Here is a 20603-nt window from a genome sequence, read left to right on the forward strand (position 1 = left end):
AGACACCGATGAACAGAAATGAGGCTGACGTGACCACTGCCACCGCACCCACCCAAGCCGTCCTCACGGCGGGTGACCGCTGCGACCGCTGCGGCGCCCAGGCCTACCTCCGTGTGGAGCTCCAGACCGGCGGCGAGCTGCTGTTCTGCGCCCACCACGCCCGCGAGCACGGCGAGAAGCTGCGCGAGATCGCGGCGACGGTCCACGACGAGACCCACAAGCTGGGCGCCCCGGCCACGCCGGCGGCGGACCGCGAGGCCTGAGCAGCACCCTTCCCCCGACCCCTACTTCCAGCACGGCCCCGGACACGCTCTCCGGGGCCGTGCTGCGTCTGCACCCCGTCTGGGAGGCTGTGCGGCGTGACTGCCACCGAGGTCCTCGTCGCGCTCGCGATCGCCGTCGGCATCGCGGGCATCATCGTCCCCGTGCTGCCGGGGACCGTGCTGGTCCTCGGCGCCATCCTGGTGTGGGCGGTGCAGGTCGGCACCCCGGCGGCGTGGACCGTCCTGGCCGTTGCGAGCGTGCTGCTCGCCGGGGGCACGGTGGTGAAGTACCTCGTCCCCGGCCGCCGCCTCAAGGCGTCGGGCGTCCCCACCCGCACGTTGGTGGCCGGGGCCCTGCTGGCCTTCGTCGGCTTCTTCGCGGTCCCCGTGGTGGGCATGTTCGCCGGGTTCGTCCTCGGTGTGTACGTCGCCGAGCGGGCCCGCATCGGCGGCGCGGGCGCCTGGCCCTCGACGGTGGCCGCGCTCAAGGCCGTCGGCGTCTCGATCCTCATCGAGCTGGTCGCCGCGTTCCTGGCCACGGTGACCTGGATCGTGGGGGTCGCGGTCACGTAGGCGCCCGCGAGCGCCCGGCTCAGGCCCCGAGGCCGGAGGCGATCGGCAGGCTCCAGCGGTGCCGCCTGGGCGCCCAGTCGAGCACCGGGTGCGAGCCGTCGGCCTGGTCGACCATCTTGACCGAGACCCGCACGGACGGCACCCGGTCGAAGCAGCGGCGGCTGATGACCGCGCGGAAGACCTCCTGGCCCCACTTGGGCCGCGCCGAGTAGTCGCAGCCGACGCGGTCGTCGCTGCCCCGCCACCCGTCCGCCTCGGTCAGGACGTAGTCGGTGCCGTCGCCGAGGCCGCTGCTGAGGACGTACTCGGGGCCCCTGTCGCCGCGGTCGGTGTCGAAGAAGATCGACACCCCGGCCGCGCTCGAGCGCATCAATTCGGCGAAGCGCACCTTGACGAGCACGTTCTCCTTGCCGTGGTTGGCCTCGACGGCGTGGATGTCGGTCAGCGACGCGCGCGCGTCCGCCGGGTCGTCGATGCTGTAGAACTCGGCGTGCGCCGGGGCGGCGGCCAGCACGCACAGCGCGGTCAGCGAGGCGAGCGCGGGGACGGTCACGAGCGGGTTCCGAGTCATGACCCGAGTCTGTCACCGCGGACCCCGGTCGCGTCCACCTTCTTCCGGGGGACGGACACGACCGGGTGGCACCATGGCGCCATGTCCCTCGGAGGTCGGTGGCGGTGACACCCGTCGTACGCCGGACTCCCGCGGTGGCCGCGCTGCTCCTGCCCCTGCTCGCCGCGGGGTGCACCGCCCCCGCCGACCCGCCGGCGCCCGCGGCGCCACCGGCGCAGGAGTCCTCGACCGCGTCACCGAGCGGCTCGTCGTCCGTGGAGCCGGCCCGGCCCGGGCCGCGTCCGCGGCCGGTGTCCATCGCGGTCGCCGGCGACGTCCACTTCGAGGGGCAGCTGGCTGCCCGTCTGCGCGACCCTGCGACGGCGCTCGCACCGGCGGCGCCCGCGCTGGCCGCCGCCGACGTGGCGATCGTCAACCTCGAGACCTCGGTCGGCACGGGCGGCCGGCCCCAGCCGGGCAAGCGGTTCGTGTTCTCCGCCGGGCCCGAGGCGTTCACCGCCCTGGCCGAGGCCGGCGTCGACGTGGCCGGCATGGCCAACAACCACGCGCTGGACCACGGGCGCGCCCGCCTGCCGTCCACCCTGCGCGCCGCGCGCCGGGCGGCCGCGGCTGATTCCGCCCTGGCCGTGGTCGGCATCGGCGCCGACGTGCAGGAGGCGTTCCGGCCGGCGCTCACCGACGTCGACGGCACGATCGTCGCCACGCTCGCTGCGTCGGTCGCCGACCAGGACCCGACCGCCGACCCGACCGGCGCCTGGGCGGCTGGGCCCGACCGCGGCGGGATCGCCGACGCGCTGGAGCCGTGGCGGCTGCTGCGGGCGGTGCGTCGGGCGGACGCGGCGGCCGACGTGGTGGTGGTCAACGCCCACTGGGGCATCCAGGGGCAGCGGTGCCCGACCGGTGACCAGCGCGATCTGGCCGGGCGGCTCGTGGCCGCCGGCGCGGACGTCGTCGTCGGCAGCCACGCCCACGAGCTGCAGGGCGACGGCAGGCTCGGCCCGGGCTACGTGGCCTACGGGCTGGGGAACTTCGCGTGGTACTCCCCCGGTCCCACCGGCGTCCTGACCCTCCTGGTGCGCCCGCCGCGCGAGCGCGACGGCCGGGCGAGGGTCACCGGGACCCACTGGTGGCCGGCAGTGATCGGCGCCGACGGGCTCGCCCAGCGGGTGACGGGCGACGCCGCGGCAGCTGCCCGGGTCGAGCGCGCGGCGCTGCGCGCCTGCGCCGGCCTGCGGTGACGACCCGGCGGGATCAGCGCGGCGCCAGCCAGGCGAGCACGATCCGGCCGGTCCGCTCGAGCTGCGCGGGCGACACCACCGCCGGGACGTCGCCCGGCGAGTGGTAGCCCGCGTACGGCGTCGACCCCAGGCGCGCCCCCGGCAGCCCCGCGCGGACGAAGGACCAGTGATCGCTGCTGCGCTGGCCGCCCTCGGCCACCACCGGGACGGCGGCGCGCCGGGCGGCGGCGAGCAGGGCCTGCTGGACGGGGTCGGTGTCGTCCGCAGACCCCACCGGCACGCGGTCGCCGACGCCGACCCGGTCGAGGGAGACCATGCCGCGGACCGCGGCGCGCTGCTGCGGGCCGAGGAGGGCGACGTAGCGCCGGGAGCCGTAGTGGTGGTCCTCCGGGGCGCCGCGCGGCTCCTCGGCGCCGAAGGCCACGAAGACCACCGGGAGCCGGGTCCGGCGCTCGGCCGCGGCTGTCGCGACCGCCAGCAGGGTGCCGACCCCGGATGCGTTGTCCTCCGCGCCGGGCGCCTGGGGAACGGTGTCGAGGTGCGCCCCGACCACGAGGTGCGACTCGGTGGGGTCGAAGCCCGGAGCCGTCGCCACGACGTTGACCGAGCGCCCCGCCGGCACCGGCACCCCCCACGACTCCCCCGCCGGCACGTCGACCCGCTGGCGTGCGACGTCGTAGCCGAGCCCTGCCAGCTCGTCGCCGACCCACGCGGCCGCGCGGGCGTACGCCCTGCCGGTGGCCTCGCGCGGCCCGATCCGGCCAGCGAGGTGTCGCACCGCCCGGACCGCGACGCCCGGGTCCAGGTCGTCGGGCCCGACGGGACGGTCCGCGCCGGGTGCGGAGCCGGTGGGCGACTCCGGTCCCGGGGACGGCGAGGACGGGGTGGACGACTGGTCGGGCGACGGGCTTGGCTCCGCCGCGCTCGACGTCGGGTCGGCCGGGGATCGGTCCGGGCCCGGCGCGTCGGCGTCGCGCGTGCCGCTGCAGCCCGCCAGCACGAGCAGCGCCGCACCGGCCAGCGCGGCACGACGAGGAGCGGGCATGCCGTCACCGTAGCCGTCGCGGGTCGCCGACGCGCGAGGTGAGATCGTCGACGCCGGGTGGGGCGCAGGCGCGCGACGCCGGCCCGCGCCCGGCTCAGCCGGTGCCTCAGCCGATGCCGAGCACGCTGGCCATGGTGGTCACCCCGGCCACGATGATCACGATGCCGATGACGTCGAAGACGATGCCCGAGCGCATCATCCGCGTGATCGGGACCAGTCCGGTGCCGTAGACGATCGCGTTGGGCGGCGTCGAGACCGGCAGCATGAAGCCGTAGGACGCGCCGAAGACCGCGGCGAGCGCGGGGATCGCCGGGTTGACGTCGGCCGCGAGCGCGAGCTGGATGGCGATCGGTGCCACCACCCCGACGCTGGCCGTGTTGCTCGTCGTCTCGCTGATGACCACCGCGATGACCGTGGCCAGGATGGTGATCGAGACGAGCGAGCTGACGCCCAGCAGGTCGCTCAGCCCGCTGCCCATGGTCGCGGCGAGCCCGGTCGAGCCGAGCAGGCCGCCGAGGGCGATGCCCGAGCCGAACAGCACGATCGTGCCCCAGTCGATGCGGGCGGCGTCGTTCCAGGTGATCGTGAACTGACGCCGCGGCCAGTCGATGGGCAGCAGGAACAGCAGGGCGGCGCCCAGGATCGCCACCGCCCCCTCCTGCAGGTGCGCCGCGACGGTGTCGTAGAACTCGCCCTCGCCCCCGGTGACCAGCGCGACGGCGCCGGGGAAGATCCACAGCGTCACCGTGACCGCGAAGGCGATGAGCGTGTTGCGACCGCCCGCGCCCATGGGGCCGAGCTCGCTGCGCTGCCCGCGGATGAACTCCTCGGCGCCCTCGATGCGCTTCGTCTCCGGCCTGTTGAGCCGCAGCAGCACCAGGCACAGGGCCACGAACATGAGCGCGACGACCGGGAAGGCCAGCAGCATCCAGGTGAAGAACGGGATCTCCTCGCCCGTCTCCTGTGTGATGAGCTCACGACCGATGAGGTTGGGCGGGCTGCCGACCGGCGTGAGCAGCCCGCCCACGCTGGCGCCGTACGCGACCATCAGCAGCAGCGCGGTGGAGAAGCGCAGCCGGCGGACGTCGTCGGGGTCGGCGTCCTCGTCGGACTGGGCCGACACCCGGCCGGCCAGGAAGCCGATGATGCCCATGGCGATCGGCATGAGCATCGCGGCGCTGGCGGTGTTGGACACGAAGGCGCTGATCGAGGCGCTGATCAGGCCGAACGCCACGACCACGCGCACGGTCGACGAGGCCACGCCGGGGATGCTGAGCACGCGGTAGGCGAAGCGCCGGTCGAGGCCGTGCTTGCGCATCGCCTCGGCCAGGACGAACCCGCCGATGAAGACGAAGATCGTCGAGTTGCCGAAGAGGGCGAAGACCTCCTCGGCCGGTGCCACGCCGAGCGCGACGCACAGCGCCATCGCCAGCATCGCGGTGACCGGGATCGGGATCGCCTCGGTCATCCACCAGACGATGACCAGGCTGAGGATGCCGGCCAGCTTCTGGGCCGGCTCGTCGAGCCCCGAGCACAGCAGGTAGACCACGACCGCGGCCACCGGCCCGGCGACCAGGCCTGAGGTGCGGCGCAAGCGCTCGAAGCGCTGCTCCGCCGGGCTCAGGGTCTCCTCGACCTCGTCGAAGGTGCGGTACGTGGCGGGGCGGGCCTGCTCGGACACCGTGCGTCTCCTCCGGTCGGCGAGGTGCCGACCCTAGCGAGACCGCTGTCGCCCCGGCCAGCCCCTCGAGCGATCCGCCAGGTGACGCGACAGCGGCGTGACCCCCGGAGGGACCACGCCGCTGTCGTCGGTCGGACGCTCAGTCCAGGTAGTCGCGCAGCACCTGCGAGCGGCTCGGGTGGCGCAGCTTGGACATCGTCTTGGACTCGATCTGGCGGATCCGCTCGCGGGTCACGCCGTAGACCTTGCCGATCTCGTCGAGGGTCTTGGGCTGGCCGTCGGTGAGGCCGAACCGCATCGACACCACGCCGGCCTCTCGCTCGGACAGGGTGTCGAGCACCGCGTGGAGCTGCTCCTGCAGCAGCGTGAACGACACCGCGTCCGCCGGGACGATCGCCTCGGAGTCCTCGATCAGGTCACCGAACTCGGAGTCGCCGTCCTCGCCGAGCGGGGTGTGCAGCGAGATCGGCTCGCGGCCGTACTTCTGGACCTCGATGACCTTCTCGGGGGTCATGTCGAGCTCCTTGGCGAGCTCCTCGGGCGTGGGCTCGCGGCCCAGGTCCTGCAGCATCTGGCGCTGCACGCGGGCCAGCTTGTTGATGACCTCGACCATGTGCACCGGGATGCGGATGGTGCGCGCCTGGTCGGCCATCGCACGCGTGATGGCCTGACGGATCCACCAGGTCGCGTAGGTCGAGAACTTGTAGCCCTTGGTGTAGTCGAACTTCTCGACCGCGCGGATCAGGCCGAGGTTGCCCTCCTGGATCAGGTCGAGGAACAGCATGCCGCGACCGGTGTAGCGCTTGGCCAGCGAGACGACGAGTCGCAGGTTCGCCTCGAGGAGGTGGTTCTTGGCCCGGCGGCCGTCCTCGGCGATCCACTCGTACTCCTCGAGCATCTTCGGGCTGAGCCGTCCGCCCTTGCCGAGCTTCTCCTCGGAGAAGAGCCCCGCCTCGATCCGCTTGGCGAGCTCGACCTCCATCTCGGCGTTGAGGAGCGGCACCTTGCCGATCTGCTTCAGGTAGTCCTTGACCGGGTCGGCCGTGGCGCCGGCCACCATGACCTGCTGCTCCGGCTCGTCGGTCTCGTCGGCCGCGGAGACCGTGAAGGCCTGCTTCTCGTCCTCCTTGATGGTGGGGTCGGCGGCGACGTCCTTCTCGAACTGGTCGTCGGGGATGTCCGGCAGAATCTTCTTGCCGTCCGGGCCGATCACCGGGGCCTCGACGTCGCCGAGGTCCACCACCGGCGCGTCCTCGGCCGGGCCGGCCGGCGCGTCCGCGGTCGGCGCGGCCGCGGTCTTCTTCGCGGCGGCCTTCTTCGCCGGCGCCTTCTTGGCCGGCGCCTCGGCACCGGCCGCCGCCTTCTTCGCCGGGGCCTTCTTCGCAGCCGACGACGTGGCGGCGCGCTTGCTCGTCGCCGCGACCGCACGCATGGTCGCGGCGTCGACCTGCACCGTGATGCCGAGGCCGCTGAGGTGCACCAGCAGGGCCTTCAGGTGCTTGGGCTCCACTCCGGCCTCGTCACTGGCCCGACGTACGTCCTCGGGGGACACGGTGCCGGCCGGGGTGGCCCCGGCGACCAAGGCGGCGATGGAGGGGTGCGACAGCACCTCCGCGGGGAGCAACTTGCGTGCGTGTGAGGACACGAACACCTCTCGTCAAACAGCTTCGGGGCGCGGCGAGGCCCGGTGACGTCAAGAGCCGCGCCGACATTCTGCCACGCCGATCCCCATGCCCCGACACCTGGCCCCGGAGCGGGTGCTCCGTGGGCGGTCGCGTCGACCCGGATCGCGGAGGCGTCAGCCGTCCGTCCGGGCCGCGGCCTTCTTCGCCTTCTTGAAGTCGCGCACCTTCTGCAGCGAGTCGGGGTCGACGACGTCGGCCACGGAGCGGTGGCCCTCGAGGGCGTAGTCGCCGACCACGGCCTCCCAGCCCTCGGGGCGTACGTCGAGCTGCTTGGCCAGCAGCGCCACGAAGATCTGCGCCTTCTGCTTGCCGAACCCCGGCAGCGCCATCACCCGCTTCAGCAGGTCCTTGCCGTCGGCGGCCTCGGTCCACAACCGCGCGGCGTCCCCGCCGTAGGTGTCCTCCACGATGCGGGCGAGCTCCTGCAGGCGCGCGGCCATCGACCCCGGGAACCGGTGGATCGCCGGTGGCGTCGAGGCCATCGCCGCGAACTCCGCGGGATCGGCCGCAGCGATGGCGTCGGGAGCGCACGTGCCGAAGCGGTCGAGCACCTTCGCCGGGCCCCGGAAGGCGTGCTCCATCGGGTACTGCTGGTCGAGCATCATCCCCACGAGCAGCGCGAAGGGTGAGTCGTCGAGGACCTTGTCAGCGGCGGGGTCGCCCGTGATGTGGAAGCCCATGGGCACATCCTGCCCGACCGCGGCGGCACCGGGGCGCGCGTGCGGGCGGTGCGGCCCGACTGCTGGGCCCGACTCAGGAGCCGACTGCCGAGCCCGCCTCGGGGGGGCCCGCCGCCCCCTGACCGGCTACTGGGCCTTGACCGCCAGGACCGGGCAGGGCGCGTCGAGCAGGACGCGCTGGGCGTTGCTGCCGAGGATCAGCTTGCCGACGGGCGAGCGGCGGCGCAGCCCGATGACGAGGAGCTCGGCGCCATTGGCCTCGGCGATGCTGATGAGGTCCTCGGCCGGCTCGAACCCGCGCACCAGCTGGCGGATCTCGTGCTCGACACCGGCCTCGTCGAGCCGCGCCTGGATGCCCGCGATGTCGTCCTCGGCGGCACGTGCGGCCGGCCCGTCGAACTCCTGGCCTCCCCGGTGCGAGTTCACCACCACGAGCCTGCTGCCGCGCAGCTTCGCCTCGTTGATGCCGGCGGCGAGGGCGGCTTCGCCCTCCGGCTTGGGGACGTATCCGACGACGACGGTGCCCATGGTGTCTCCTCTCGGGGCCGCGGGCGCTTCGCCGCTGGCCTGCTGGCACCGTAACGGAAAGCGACCGCCTTGGGCAGCCTGTGGAGACACGCGCGGGACCCCATGGGGTGAGGCACTCTGGGGCGGTGGCCGTCCCGCCCCCGCCGCTGCCCACGCTGCAGGCGCCCGTCGACCGGCACACCCACGTGGTGCTGCGCGCGGCCGTCGTGGAGCTGGTGGCCGCCGAGCAGCGGCGCCGGTTCCCCACCGCCGTGCACGCGGGTGCGCCCGGCCGCTGCCTGCGCCACGTCGACGACCCGCCTTCGGACGCAGGGCTGCGGGCCGACCTGGCTCTCGCCCTGCTGCGCGGCGCCGCCACGCTCACGCCTCGTCCGCTGCTGTGGCTGACCCGTCCCGGGGAGCTGAGCCCGCACGACGAGGACCTGCGCTGGGTGGGGCCGGCGGCGTGGGCCGGCCGGGCGCTCGGACTCGACGTGGGACTCGTCGTCGTCACGCGGCGGGGCTGGTTCGACCCGGTCAGCGACGTGCGCCGGGAGTGGCGGCGGCTGCGACCACCCCCGACCACGCGGTGAACGGGCGAGGCGGCCCGTCGGGGTCAGTCCCAGGCGTGCACCGGCTCGTTGCTGTGCATCCGCTCGCGGTAGTCGAGCAGGGTGGCGCGCAGCGCGGCGTAGCGGTCGGCTCCCCCGCGCTCGTGCACCTTGCGCACGAACCACGCGGCGCCGCTCGTCTCCTGCAGGCAGCGCTGCTCGATGATGCCGAGGTAGCGCGCGCTCTCCTCGGCGGGCACGCCCCACGCGTCGAGCCCCGCCTGTGCCATCGGCAGCAGCCGCCGCAGGACCAGCTCGGTGGCGCGCACCTGGCCCAGCCCCGGCCAGTAGACCTGGGCGTCGACGCCCATCTGTGCGGCCACGTGGAAGTTCTCCTCCGCGGCCGAGAACGACATCTGCGACCACAGCGGCCGCTCGCTCTCGGCGAGGTAGCGGACCAGACCGAACCACAGCGCGGCGTTGGCGATGGTGTCGGCGACCGTCGGGCCGGCGGCCAGCAGCCGGTTCTCCACGCGCAGGTGCGGCATGCCGTCGGCGATGTCGTAGACCGGACGGTTCCACCGGTAGATCGTCCCGTTGTGCAGCTTGAGCTCGTGGAGGGCAGGCGTGCCGCCGGACTCGAGCACCTCGAGCGGGTCCTCCTCCTCCGTCACCGGGAGCAGGGCCGGGAAGTAGCGGACGTTCTCCTCGAACAGGTCGAACACCGAGGTGATCCACCGCTCGCCGAACCACACCCGCGGCCGCACGCCCTGCGCCTTCAGCTCCTCGCTGCGGGTGTCGGTGGCCTGCTCGAACAGCGGGATCCGGGTCTCGCGCCACAGCTCCTTGCCCAGCAGGTAGGGCGAGTTGGCCGAGACGGCCAGCTGGACTCCGGCGATCGCCTGTGCGGCGTTCCAGTAGGCGGCGAACTGGTCGGGCGAGGTCTGCACGTGGAACTGCGTGCTGGTGCAGGCCGCCTCGGGGACGATCGAGTCCGCGGTCGTCGTGAGCCGCTCACGCCCCGAGATGCTGATGGTGATGTCCTCGCCCCGGGCGGCGAGGATCTGCTCGGAGAGCAGCTTGTAGCGGGGGTTGGCGCTCAGCGACTCGAGGGTCATGTGCCCCTCGGCGAGGGTCGGCAGGATGCCGATCATCACCTGGTGGGCGCCGACCGCGGCGGCCTTCTCCTCCGCGTCGTTGAGCGAGCGGCGCAGGCTCTCCTCGAAGATGGTCAGGCCGCCCTCGCGGAGCCTGGCCGGAGCGACGTTGATCTCGATGTTGAACTGGCCGAGCTCGGTCTGGAAGTCGGGGTCGGCGATGGCCTCGAGGACCTCGGCGTTCTTCAGGGCCGGGTCGCCCGCCTCGTCGATGAGGTTGAGCTCCATCTCGAGCCCGGTCATCGGGTCGTCGGTGTCGAACCGGGAGTCGCGGAGCATCCGGGCGAAGACGTCGAGGTTGCGCCGCACCTTCTCCCGGTGCCGCGTCCGGTCGGCCCGGTTGAACTCCTGCTGCTCGACCTCTTCTCCCATGCCCGCACCCTAGTCACGGTGCGGCGCCGCGAAAACCGTCCGGAGGGCTGGTCGCGCCCCTCACGCGGCCGGGTCGCCGCTGGCGAGCTGCGGCCGCAGCTCCTCCCACGTGTCGGGCGACGTCGCGGACTCGAGCAGCCGTGCCACGAGCTCGGCGAGCGAGTGGCGCGGCTCGGCCTCGTGGCAGCGGTCCACCGCGCACCAGGCCAGCGCGCCGTCGCCGACGAGCCAGGCGGCGAACGCGAGGACCGACGCCGGACCCGCGACGTGCGAGGTGGGGAGCCGGCGCACGGCGTCGGACCAGAGGTCGACCGCCCGTCGCGCCTGCCCGCGGTCGAGCCACACCCACGCCTCGTCGCGCCGGGCGCCGGAGGGGACGGTGGCGGCGACCGCGGCCAGCTCGGCGGCGGAGAACGTGGTGCCGAGGTCGACGTGGCGCCGCACCAGCGAGGTCAGCGCGCCGGGCGGCAGCGCCGGGGCCCGGTCGAGGTCGCGCTGCGTGCGGCGCACCGCCTCCGGATCGGGTGCGATCGTGGCGCGAAGCGCGTCGCGACTGGCGTGGGTGACCCGGCCGTCGTAGATCCCCTGCGCGGTGAAGGGGTGCTCGGCCAGGGTGAACGGCACACCCCGGTAGGCGGCGAGCGGAGCGCCCGGGAGCACGGCGTACCAGTGGTCGTCGTGGACCCGCAGCACCTCGCGCACGGCGATGCCGGCGCCGCCGAGCTCCGCGTGGACCGCCCAGGCCGCCTCCTCGGCGACCGTGGTGTCGTCGTCGTAGACCACGACCACGACGTCGCGGACGCCGTTGTGCCGCGCGGCACGCACCAGCGCCTCGACCGCGTCGTCGACGTCGTCGGGGTCGTCGGGCAGGTCGACGCGGGCGTGCATGCCGCCGGGCGAGCCGACGCTGAGCATGACGAGGGAGCGCGACGGGACGAAGCCCAGGGCCAGCGGCACGAAGGCCGCGATGTCGTCGGGGGTGCGCGCACGCAGCCTCGTGGTGGCCGGGCCGGCGGGACGCGGGGCGCGGGCGGGATCGGGGACGGAGGAGTGCTCGGTGGGTTCCATGCCGCCGACGGTCCCCGCGACCACCCACGCGCGACGCCCCGGCCGCGGCGGGGCTGTGGAGAACCCCCGTCGCTGGTCGTCTGTGGACGGTTGGTGGCGAGCCGCTGCGGCCGGTCGGCGGAGGCGGTGGGCGAGAATGGCCCCGTGACGCTGCACGCCGCCGCCGGAGTTTCCGGCTGATGCGCAGCACCGCCTCGATCCTGCACCTCGACCTGGACGCCTTCTTCGCCGCCGTCGAGCAGCGCGACAAGCCGTCGCTGCGCGGCAAGCCGGTCATCGTCGGCGGCACGGGCGGGCGCGGCGTGGTGTCCACGGCGTCGTACGAGGCACGCCGGTACGGCGTCGGGTCGGCGATGTCGACCCGCGAGGCACGGGCGCGGTGCCCGCACGCGGCGTTCCTGAGCGGCCGGTTCCACGCCTACCGCGACACCAGCAAGCGGGTCATGGAGGTGCTGCGCGACCTGTCCCCCCTCGTCGAGCCGCTGTCGCTCGACGAGGCCTTCGTCGACCTCGCCGCCGCCGGGCTGCCCGACCTCGAGGTGGCGACGGTCACCGCGGTGGGCGAGCGGCTGCGCGAGCGGGTGCACGAGGTGACGGGCGGCCTGACCGCGACGGTCGGCATCGCGTCGTCGAAGTTCCTCGCCAAGGTGGCCAGCGAGCTCGACAAGCCCGACGGGATGACGGTCGTCGCGCCCGGCACCGAGCTCGAGCTGCTCCGGCCCATGACCGTCCACGTCATCCCCGGCGTCGGCCCGGCGACGGCCGAGCGCCTACGCCGGGCCGGCATCCACACCATCGCCGACCTCGAGCGCACCAGCGAGGAAGAGCTCGTGCGGCTGCTGGGGCAGGCGCACGGCCAGGGGCTGTGGCAGCTGGCGCGCGCTCAGGACGCCCGCCCCGTCGTGGCCGAGCGGGAGGCCAAGTCGATCAGCGTGGAGGGGACCTACGACTCCGACCTCACCGACCGCCGGCTGATGGAGGGCCTGCTCACCCGGCAGGCGCGGGAGGTCGGCACCCGCATGCGCAAGAACGGCATCTCGGGACGCACGGTGACGATCAAGGTGCGGCTGCACGACTTCACGACGCTGAGCCGGTCCAGCACGCTCTCCAGCCCCACCGACGACGGCGGCACGATCGGGCGGGTCGCGCGGTCGCTGCTGGCCGACCTCGACACGACGGGCGGCGTCCGCCTGCTCGGCGTCGGCGTCTCGGGGCTGGCCGACTGGGTGCAGGAGGACCTCTTCGGCGAGGCCGAGGAGGACGAGGAGCACGAGGTCGTGCTGCCGGAGCCGCCGCGGCGCACCTGGCCCCCGGGCGCCGACGTGGTCCACGACGAGATGGGCCCGGGGTGGGTGTGGGGCTCGGGTGCCGGCGTGGTGACCGTGCGCTTCGAGACCGCGGAGACCCCGCCCGGCCCGGTGCGCAGCTTCCGGACCGACGACCCCGCACTGCACCGCTTCGAGCCGCCCGCGGACGACTGACCGCCGCGCCGACGGGACGGGTCAGCGCGTCCGCAGGGTGACCCGGTTCCCCGGCCGCAGCTGCGCGCACAGGTCGAGGTCGTCGTCCTCGACGAGTGCGACGACGGGATAGCCGCCCGTGGTGGGGTGGTCGGCGAGGAACACCACCGGCTGGCCCGACGGCGGCAGCTGCACGGCGCCCAGCACGATCCCCTCGCTGGGCAGCTCGCCGCCCCGGCGCTCCACCCGCGGGCCGCTGAGGCGCAGGCCCACCCGGTCGCTGTCGGGAGCGACGACGTACGCCGCCCCGTCGAGGGCGGCCCACGCGCCGCGGCCGAGCCAGTCCACACGGGGGCCGGGCACCAGGCGGAGCACAGGCGCGCGGGGCCGCACGACCGGCGCCGGCGGCGGCTCGGGCAGCGCACCGGGCGCACCCAGGGCCAGCAGGTCGCCCACGGACAGCCGCGGCGGGCCGACCCCCGCGAGCGTGTCCGTGGAGCGGGAGCCCAGCACGGGGTCCACGTCGAGGCCGCCCGCGAAGGCGACGTAGGACCGGACCCCCGTCGTGGCCCGACCGACGGTGAGCAGCGCTCCGGCGGGCACCGTGACGGGCATGCCGTGCGCGACGTGGCGGCGGTCGACCACCACGTCGCACGCCGCGCCGGTCACGGCGACGGTCACCGCCCGGCGTGGCCGCAGCACGATCCCGCCCAGGGTCGTCTCGACCACGGCGTCGTCAGGGGCCCCGCCGACGAGCCGGCGGGCCAGCGCGGCGGCACCGCGGTCCAGGGCGCCGGCCCGGGGCACCCCGAGGTGGGCCCACCCGTGGCGGCCGAGGTCCTGCAGGGTGGACAGGGGTCCGGGGTCGACGACCTCGACGCCGGGCCGCCCGCCACCGCTCACCCGGCGTCCTCGAACCGCACCCGGGTCCCCGGCGCCAGGAGGGCGGGCTGCTCCCGCGCGGCGTCCCACAGGACGGCGTCGGTGGTGCCGAGCAGGAGCCAGCCGCCGGGCGAGACCGTCGGGTAGACGCCGCACCACGTGTCGGCGAGGCCGACCGCTCCGGCCGGCACGCGCGAGCGCGGCGACTCCAGGCGCGGGACGGCCCGGTCCGCGGGCAGGCCGCCGAGGTAGGAGAAGCCCGGCGCGAACCCGCAGAAGAGCGCGACGAACTCCACGGACGTGTGGACGGCGACGACCTCCTCCACCGAGCAGCTCCAGTGGCCGGCGACCGCCTCGAGGTCCGGCCCGGAGTACGTCACCGGCACCCGCACGAGGGGGCCGGACCTGCCGGCGGCGGCGATGGGCCGGTCCGGCAGCGCCGCCCGGACCAGCGCGGGGTCCACGCCGTCGAAGAGGACGGTGGTCGCCGCGGGGACGATGTCGTCGGCGCGCAACCCGGAGTCCCGGGCCCACGCGGCCAGCGACGCCGCGGCGGCCGCGTCCTCGACCTCCACGAGGCACGCGCGAGGGCCGACGGGGACGACCCTCACGGGACCCACCGTCCCTCCGCTCGGGCGTCCGGGGCAGGGGCCGACCAGCAGCTCCGCACGAGCAGGCCGGCGGCCTCCAGCGCACGCCGTACGGCCCCGGCGGTGGTGACCGCGCCGGGAGAGTCGCCGTGCACGCACACCGAGTGCACCTGCGCCGCGAGCCGCACCGCGCGCCGGGCCACCTCGTCGGGGTCGGTGACCAGCGCGCCCGGCCGGTCCCGCGGCAGCAGCCCGCCCCCCGGGGTGTAGCCGCGGTCGGGAAAGCCCTCGAGCCGGACCCCGCGGCCGCGCTCGCCGGCCAGCGAGAGCAGCAGCGAGCCCGGCATGCCCAGCACCGGCAGGTCGCCCGACCCGTCGAGCACGGCGCTCGCCTGGAGCCCGTCGACCGCGACCCGGTGGTAGAGCGCGCCGTGCGGCTTAAGGTAGGCCACTCCCCCGCCCTCCGAGGCGGCGACGGCGGACAGGACGCCGACCTGCTCCGCGACCTGCTCGCGCAGCACCGCGGGCGGCACGTCGCGGGCCACGCGGCCGAAGTTCTCCCGGTCGTCGTAGGACACCTGCGCGCCGACCGTCACCCCGCTCGCCACGGCGCCCGCGCACACCGTGCGCATCGTCTCCGGGGTGCCGGCGTGGAAGCCGCACGCCACGTTGGCGCTCGTGACGACGGCGAGCAGGCCGGCGTCGTCGGTGACCTCCTCACCGAGGTCGGCGTTGAGGTCCACCGATCGGTCGCGCCCGCTCCGCATGGACCCAGTCTCCCGGGGAACCCCTGAGAAGTCCCTGAGAGTTCGGCGTTCCTGCAACTCGGCGGGGTACTGGCTCGTCATGGCAGGTGAAGGCACCAATCCGATGGGGAATCCCGCAGCGGACACAGGCGTTGGAACAGACGTGCGACAAGGGCTGGTCGCACAGGAGCAGGAGGACGACATGAGCACCGCACAGGCCAAGCGCACCACCACGACGCGTGAGATCGAGGGACGCGACAGCGTCGGTCTCTACCTGGACGAGATCGCCCGGACGCCGCTGCTCGACGCCGAGACCGAGGTGGAGCTCTCGAAGACCATCGAGGCGGGCCTGCTGGCCCAGCACCTGCTCGACACCGGACGTGTCGGGCGCCGCCAGGGCGGCGCCCCGATGAGCGCGACCGAGGCGGAGCTCGAGTGGCTCGCCGAGCAGGGACGCCTCGCCGTCGACCGCTTCATCGAGGCCAACCTGCGCCTCGTGGTCTCCATCGCCCGCAAGTACGGCCGCTCGCAGATGCCGATGCTCGACCTGATCCAGGAGGGCAACACCGGCCTGATCCGCGCGGTCGAGAAGTTCGACTACACCAAGGGCTACAAGTTCTCGACCTACGCGACCTGGTGGGTCCGGCAGGCGATCACCCGCGGCATCGCCCAGCAGGCGCGCGTCGTGCGCCTCCCGGTGCACGTCGTCGAGGAGCTCAACCAGGTGGGCAGCGCCCGGCGCACGCTCGAGCGCCAGCTCGGCCGCGACCCGGAGCCCGAGGAGATCGCCGCCGAGCTCGGCATGGAGCTCGACCGCGTGCTCGACCTCATGAGCTGGGGTCGCGACCACGTGTCGCTGGACACCCCCGTCGACGAGGACGGCGACACCTCGCTCGGTGACCTGATGGCGCAGGAGACCGCGCCGGGTCCCGACCTCAACGTCCTCGACGCCGAGGCCAGGCAGCGTCTCGACGACCTGGTCGGCATCCTCGACGAGCGCTCCGCCGACATCGTCCGGGCCCGGTACGGCCTCGCCGACGGCCGGCAGCACAAGCTCGCCGACATCGGCGCCCGGCACGGCATCTCCGCCGAGCGGGTCCGCCAGCTCGAGCGCGAGGCGCTGCAGAAGCTGCGCCGGGCCGGCGACCCGGACCTGGCTGCCTGACCCCTCAGTACGCCGCGGACTCCAGGTTCGCGCTCGCGGCCTGTGCCCGCTCGACGACGTCGGCGGGCACAGGCCGTCGTGCTGCCACCCGGGCCTGCCACTCCTGGACGGCCACGACCCGTGCGGCGGCCTCCTCGACGCGCTCGCGCGAGATGTCGCCGGACTCCAGCGCCTCGACGACGATCCGGTGGGTGGTCGCGGTGTCGACGGGCATGAGCAGCAGGTCGGCTCCCGCCTCGAGCGCCTGCAGCGCCGGCGTGGGGCGCCCGCCGACGGCGCCCATGCCGAGGGAGTCGGTGATGGTGACGCCCTCGAAGCCGAGGTCGTCGCGCAGGAGGTCGTAGACCTCGGGCGCCATGCTGGCCGGGACGCCCGGAGCGATGGCGGTGAGGTCGAGGTGGCTCAGCATCACCGCGGGAGCGGCGTGCCGGACGGCGGCCGCGAAGGGCGGCAGGTCGTGCGCCTCGATCTCCGCGAGCGAGGAGTCGACGACGGGGAGCGTGTCGTGGCTGTCGGCCGTCGCGGTGCCGTGGCCGGGGAAGTGCTTGACGGTGGAGACGATGCCGGCGTCGTCGTACCCCTTGACGGCCGCACCGACGGCCTGGGCCGCGACCGACGGGTCGGTGGAGGGCGACCGCGCGCCGATGGTGGGGTCGGCGGCGCCGATGGTGACGTCGGCGACGGGCGCGAACACCCACGTGAAGCCGAGGCTGCGCAGCTCGAGGCCCGTGGTCTCCGCGGCGGCCCGGGTGACCCGTCGGCCGAGCCGCGCGTCGGCCTGGACCGCGAGGCCGGCGGACTGGAAGTGGGGGAACTCCGTGGCGATGCCTCGCAGGTGCGAGACGTAGCCGCCCTCCTGGTCGACGCCCACGACGGGCGGGAAGTCGCGACCGTCGGCGGCGGCAGCGCGCGCCACCGCGCCGGTCATCGCGAGCACCTGGGCCCGGTCCACCACGTTGTCGCCGGTGACCGAGACGCCGGCGAGGTGCAGCTCGCGCACCATCCGCGCCGGCTCCTGCGGGTCCGTGCCGTGGAACCGGCCCACGATCACGCCCCCGGCCAGCTGCTCGGGGGTCCACGTGCTCACCAGCTCGCGGGCGTCCTCCAGCTCGCCCACGGTCGGCCCCCAGGAGGTCGGCGTGTCCGGGTCGACCTCCTCGGTCGGGTCGGACGCCCCGGGGTCGGCCGGTGACGACGAGGTCGCCGGCGACGAGGACCCCGACCCGGCGGACGGGTCGGTGGACGACGGCCGGTCGTCGGAGGCGCCGAGGCCGGCGCAGCCGCTCACGAGCAGGACTCCTGCGGCGACCGCGGCGAGACGGGGTCGGATCTGGAGCACGCCCGGAGGCTACCGGCCAGACCCCCGGGACCGGGAAACGTCAGGCGGCCCCGGCGCGCGCGGAGAGCTCGGCGTAGACCTCCTCGACGCGCCGACGCAGGTCGTCGAGCGTCCCGGTGTTGACGACGACGTGCGTCGCGATCGACAGCCGGTCCTCCCGGGAGGCCTGGGCGGCGATCCGCGCCTCGGCCTCCTCGCGCGTCCAGCCGCGGTCCTCGACCATCCGCGACACCTGCACCTCCGTCGGCGCGTCCACCACGACGACGGCGTCGAACTGCCCCGCCCGGCCCACCTCGGCCAGCAGCGGGATGTCGTGCACCACCACCGCTCCCGGGTCGGCCGCCGCCTCCAGCTCGGCGCTGCGCCGCTGGACGAGCGGATGGACGATGGCCTCCAGGCGCCTGCGCGCCGCCGGGTCGGCGAAGACCAGGGCGCCCATGGCGGGCCGGTCGAGCTCGCCGTCGGGCGTCAGGAGGTCGGGACCGAACTCCTCGACCACGGCTGCGAGGCCCGGCGTGCCGCGCGCGACGACCTCCCGGGCGATCACGTCGGCGTCGACGACGACGGCACCCAGGCCCGCGAGGATCGCGGACACCGTGCTCTTGCCCGAGGCGATGCCTCCGGTGAGTCCGACCCGGACGGTCACTGGTCCTCCTGCGCGACGACGGTCACGACGGTCGAGCGTACGACGCCGCGGGCGTTCAGGCCTGCCGGCCGGGCGCCTGTGCGACGGCCTTCTCGGCGGCGGCCAGCAGCACGCAGGTCGCCACGGCCTCCATGGCGGCGGTGACCTCGGCGACCGGCGGCATCGTGGGGGCCAGTCGGATGTTGGTGTCCTCGGGGTCGCGCTTGTAGGGGAACGACGACCCGGCCGGGGTCAGCGCGACACCGGCCGCCTTCGCGAGCTCCACGACCCGGCTCGCGGTGCCGGGGACGACGTCGAGGTTGACGAAGTAGCCGCCCGTCGGCGTGTTCCACGTCGCGACGCCCCGCCCGCCGAGCCGCTCGGTCAGCACCCGGTCGACCTCGGTGAACTTCGGCGCGATGATCTCGCGGTGCTTGACCATGTGGTCGCGCACGCCCTGGGGTGAGCCGAAGAACTCGACGTGGCGCAGGTGGTTGACCTTGTCGGGGCCGATCGACCCGTTGCCGAGGTGCCCGAGGTACCAGCCGACGTTCGCCGTCGAGGCGGCCAGGAACGCGACGCCGGCGCCGGCGTAGGTGATCTTCGACGTCGAGGCGAACATCACGGGGCGGTCCGGGTGACCCGCGGCCGAGGCCAGCGTGAGGATGTCGGCGCTCTTGGCCTCGTCCTCGGTGAGGTGGTGCAGCGCGTAGGCGTTGTCCCAGAAGATCTTGAAGTCCGGTGCGGCCGTCGGCATCGCGGCGAGCCGCGCGGCGACGTCCTGGCTGCAGACCGCCCCCGTCGGGTTGGCGTACGTCGGCACGACCCACATCCCCTTGACCGACGGGTCGTCGGCGACGAGCGCGGCCACGGCGTCGGCGTCGGGGCCGTCGTCGTTCATCGGCACGGTCACCATCTCGATGCCGAGGCTCTCCAGCAGCGTGAAGTGCCGGTCGTAGCCCGGGACCGGGCACACGAACCGGACCTTCTCCTCCTGGCCCCACGGCCGCTCGGAGTCGACGGCGCCGAACAGCACCATCCAGACCAGGCACTCGCGCATGATCGACAGGCTGGAGTTGCCGCCGGCCACCAGCTGGTCGGGCTCCACCCACAGCAGCTCTGCGAACATCTCGCGGAGGTCGGCCAGCCCCTCCAGTCCGCCGTAGTTGCGGACGTCCACGCCGCGGGAGTCCTTCGTGGTCGTCGGCAGGCGCAGCAGCGCGTCGGCGAGGTCCAGCTGCTGCGCGGACGGCTTGCCGCGCGTGAGGTCGAGCTTCAGCCTGGCCGACGTGAGGTCCTCGTAGGCCGCGCGCTGCTCCTGCAGCAGGGCGGCGAGGTCGTCGGCGGACAGGTCGGCCAGCGCAGTCGCGTTCACGCCCTGAAGGCTACCGAGGACCGGCGCCCCGGCCGCCGCCCGTCCGGTCCTCAGGCAGGGGTGCGGAAGGTGCGGCGGTACTCCTGCGGGCTGACCCCGCGCGAGCGGCCGAAGTGGTGGCGCAGCGTGGCCGCGTTGCCGAAGCCGACCTCGGCGGCCACCCAGTCGATGGAGTGGTCGGTCTGCTCCAGCAGCTCCTGGGCCGCGCGCACCCGCTCACCGAGGATCCAGCTGTAGGGCGTGGTGCCGGTCTCCTCCTTGAAGCGGCGGGCGAAGGTGCGCGCCGACATGTGCACCTGCTTCGCGAGCGTCCCGACGTCGAGCTCCTCGCCGAGGTTCGCGCTGATCCAGGCCAGCAGCGGCGCCAGCGCCTCCGACTCGCACACCGGGACGGCCCGGGCGATGAACTGCGCCTGGCCGCCGTCGCGATGCGGCGGCACGACCATCCTGCGGGCGGTGGTCGCGGCGACCTTGGCGCCGAACTGCTGGCGCATCACGTGGAGGGCCGCGTCGAGGGCGGCCGCCGATCCGGCGCCCGTGACGATCGAGCCGTCCTGGACGTAGAGCACGTCGGGGTCCACGACCGCCTCCGGGTAGCGCGCGGCGAGCTCGGCGGCGTACCTCCAGTGGGTGGTGCAACGGCGTCCGTCCAGCAGCCCGGCCTCCCCGAGCATGAACGTCGCGGAGCAGTGCGCGAAGAGCATCGCGCCGCGCGCGTGGGCGGTGCGCAGCAGCTCCGAGACCTCCGGGGAGGTGCCGCGGTGGTCGCTCTTCGGCGCCAGGCAGATGAGGTCGGCGTCGACCGCCGCGTCGAGCCCGTGCTCGACGTGGAGGTCGAAGCCCGCGCGCGTGCGCAGCCGGCCCGGTCGCGGCGTCACGACGGTGAAGTCGAAGACGGGATTGTCGTCCTCGGGGTGGTAGGGCTCGGCCCACACCTCGCAGAGGGCGCCGAGGCCGAAGGGCTCGGGACGTTCCTGGACGACGACCGCGACCTTCTTCTTCATGGACGACAGCGTGCACGACGCGTGGC

The 20603-nt window shown here is 74.4% G+C and carries 21 protein-coding genes; 6 read left to right on the forward strand and 15 right to left on the reverse strand.

The features are described 5' to 3' along the window. Positions 1-8 precede the first annotated feature (8 nt). The gene (locus J3P32_RS15955) at positions 9-263 is read left to right on the forward strand and encodes a DUF7455 domain-containing protein (RefSeq protein WP_210441066.1); all 255 of its coding nucleotides are present in this window, start codon (positions 9-11) and stop codon (positions 261-263) included. A gap of 96 nt (positions 264-359) precedes the next feature. Further along, positions 360-836 carry a DUF456 domain-containing protein gene (locus J3P32_RS15960; protein ID WP_210441068.1) on the forward strand — a complete coding sequence of 159 codons (477 nt, stop codon included), beginning with the start codon at positions 360-362 and terminating at the stop codon, positions 834-836. Positions 837-855: 19 nt separating this feature from the next. Here the strand turns inward: J3P32_RS15960 and J3P32_RS15965 are convergent, their stop codons facing one another. After that, positions 856-1407 carry a hypothetical protein gene (locus tag J3P32_RS15965; RefSeq protein ID WP_210441070.1) on the reverse strand — a complete coding sequence of 184 codons (552 nt, stop codon included), beginning with the start codon at positions 1405-1407 and terminating at the stop codon, positions 856-858. 134 nt (positions 1408-1541) lie between these two features. Here J3P32_RS15965 and J3P32_RS15970 point away from each other — a divergent pair, with 134 nt between their 5' ends. After that, positions 1542-2645: a CapA family protein gene (locus tag J3P32_RS15970; RefSeq protein ID WP_210441072.1), complete on the forward strand. Its 1104-nt coding sequence runs from the start codon at positions 1542-1544 to the stop codon at positions 2643-2645. Between the two features lie 13 nt (positions 2646-2658). Here J3P32_RS15970 and J3P32_RS15975 read toward each other — a convergent pair whose 3' ends face one another. The 5 genes from J3P32_RS15975 to J3P32_RS15995 form a co-directional block, all read right to left on the reverse strand. After that, positions 2659-3690 (reverse strand): M28 family metallopeptidase, encoded by a 1032-nt coding sequence (locus J3P32_RS15975; protein ID WP_210441075.1) that lies wholly within the window; start codon positions 3688-3690, stop codon positions 2659-2661. 106 nt (positions 3691-3796) lie between these two features. Next, on the reverse strand, positions 3797-5371 hold the full coding sequence (locus J3P32_RS15980; protein WP_210441077.1) for an SLC13 family permease: 1575 nt from the start codon (positions 5369-5371) through the stop codon (positions 3797-3799). A gap of 139 nt (positions 5372-5510) precedes the next feature. After that, positions 5511-7022 carry an RNA polymerase sigma factor gene (locus J3P32_RS15985; RefSeq protein ID WP_307861735.1) on the reverse strand — a complete coding sequence of 504 codons (1512 nt, stop codon included), beginning with the start codon at positions 7020-7022 and terminating at the stop codon, positions 5511-5513. Positions 7023-7169: 147 nt separating this feature from the next. After that, on the reverse strand, positions 7170-7736 hold the full coding sequence (locus tag J3P32_RS15990) for an HhH-GPD-type base excision DNA repair protein (RefSeq protein ID WP_210441079.1): 567 nt from the start codon (positions 7734-7736) through the stop codon (positions 7170-7172). A gap of 126 nt (positions 7737-7862) precedes the next feature. Next, the gene (locus J3P32_RS15995; RefSeq protein ID WP_210441081.1) at positions 7863-8264 is read right to left on the reverse strand and encodes a universal stress protein; all 402 of its coding nucleotides are present in this window, start codon (positions 8262-8264) and stop codon (positions 7863-7865) included. A gap of 125 nt (positions 8265-8389) precedes the next feature. On the opposite strand from J3P32_RS15995, the gene J3P32_RS16000 reads away from it, so the two are divergent. Further along, on the forward strand, positions 8390-8836 hold the full coding sequence (locus J3P32_RS16000; RefSeq protein ID WP_307861736.1) for a hypothetical protein: 447 nt from the start codon (positions 8390-8392) through the stop codon (positions 8834-8836). A gap of 23 nt (positions 8837-8859) precedes the next feature. Here the strand turns inward: J3P32_RS16000 and J3P32_RS16005 are convergent, their stop codons facing one another. Beyond that, positions 8860-10323: a glutamate-cysteine ligase family protein gene (locus tag J3P32_RS16005; RefSeq protein ID WP_210441083.1), complete on the reverse strand. Its 1464-nt coding sequence runs from the start codon at positions 10321-10323 to the stop codon at positions 8860-8862. A 60-nt stretch (positions 10324-10383) separates the two neighbouring features. Beyond that, complete coding sequence (locus J3P32_RS16010) at positions 10384-11391, reverse strand: DUF4192 domain-containing protein (RefSeq protein WP_210441085.1); 1008 nt, start codon at positions 11389-11391, stop codon at positions 10384-10386. Between the two features lie 179 nt (positions 11392-11570). Here J3P32_RS16010 and J3P32_RS16015 point away from each other — a divergent pair, with 179 nt between their 5' ends. Continuing rightward, positions 11571-12872, forward strand: a complete 1302-nt coding sequence (locus tag J3P32_RS16015; protein WP_210441087.1) for a DNA polymerase IV — start codon at positions 11571-11573, stop codon at positions 12870-12872. Positions 12873-12893: 21 nt separating this feature from the next. Here the strand turns inward: J3P32_RS16015 and J3P32_RS16020 are convergent, their stop codons facing one another. Genes J3P32_RS16020 through J3P32_RS16030 form a run of 3 tightly spaced genes read right to left on the reverse strand, consistent with a single transcriptional unit; the run spans position 12894 to position 15090 of the window. Next, positions 12894-13754: a 5-oxoprolinase subunit C family protein gene (locus tag J3P32_RS16020; RefSeq protein WP_210441089.1), complete on the reverse strand. Its 861-nt coding sequence runs from the start codon at positions 13752-13754 to the stop codon at positions 12894-12896. After that, the gene (locus tag J3P32_RS16025) at positions 13751-14344 is read right to left on the reverse strand and encodes a 5-oxoprolinase subunit B family protein (protein WP_307861737.1); all 594 of its coding nucleotides are present in this window, start codon (positions 14342-14344) and stop codon (positions 13751-13753) included. Before J3P32_RS16025 ends, J3P32_RS16020 begins: the two co-directional genes overlap by 4 nt. Then, a complete protein-coding gene (locus tag J3P32_RS16030) occupies positions 14341-15090 on the reverse strand; it encodes a 5-oxoprolinase subunit PxpA (RefSeq protein WP_210441093.1) in 750 nt (249 codons plus the stop codon). Before J3P32_RS16030 ends, J3P32_RS16025 begins: the two co-directional genes overlap by 4 nt. Positions 15091-15271: 181 nt before the next feature. Here J3P32_RS16030 and J3P32_RS16035 point away from each other — a divergent pair, with 181 nt between their 5' ends. Next, entirely contained in the window at positions 15272-16234 is a 963-nt protein-coding gene (locus J3P32_RS16035; RefSeq protein WP_210441096.1) for a sigma-70 family RNA polymerase sigma factor, read from the forward strand. Between the two features lie 4 nt (positions 16235-16238). Here the strand turns inward: J3P32_RS16035 and J3P32_RS16040 are convergent, their stop codons facing one another. Genes J3P32_RS16040 through J3P32_RS16055 form a run of 4 tightly spaced genes read right to left on the reverse strand, consistent with a single transcriptional unit; the run spans position 16239 to position 20577 of the window. Further along, a complete protein-coding gene (locus J3P32_RS16040) occupies positions 16239-17573 on the reverse strand; it encodes a glycoside hydrolase family 3 N-terminal domain-containing protein (protein WP_210441098.1) in 1335 nt (444 codons plus the stop codon). A gap of 40 nt (positions 17574-17613) precedes the next feature. Next, positions 17614-18219: a dephospho-CoA kinase gene (coaE, locus tag J3P32_RS16045; RefSeq protein WP_210441100.1), complete on the reverse strand. Its 606-nt coding sequence runs from the start codon at positions 18217-18219 to the stop codon at positions 17614-17616. A 55-nt stretch (positions 18220-18274) separates the two neighbouring features. Beyond that, the gene (locus J3P32_RS16050; RefSeq protein WP_210441102.1) at positions 18275-19573 is read right to left on the reverse strand and encodes an aminotransferase class I/II-fold pyridoxal phosphate-dependent enzyme; all 1299 of its coding nucleotides are present in this window, start codon (positions 19571-19573) and stop codon (positions 18275-18277) included. Between the two features lie 50 nt (positions 19574-19623). Then, on the reverse strand, positions 19624-20577 hold the full coding sequence (locus J3P32_RS16055) for a GlxA family transcriptional regulator (protein ID WP_210441105.1): 954 nt from the start codon (positions 20575-20577) through the stop codon (positions 19624-19626). Positions 20578-20603 lie beyond the last annotated feature (26 nt).

The organism is Nocardioides xinjiangensis, assembly GCF_017916385.1.
Taxonomy (GTDB): Bacteria; Actinomycetota; Actinomycetes; order Propionibacteriales; family Nocardioidaceae; genus Nocardioides; species Nocardioides xinjiangensis.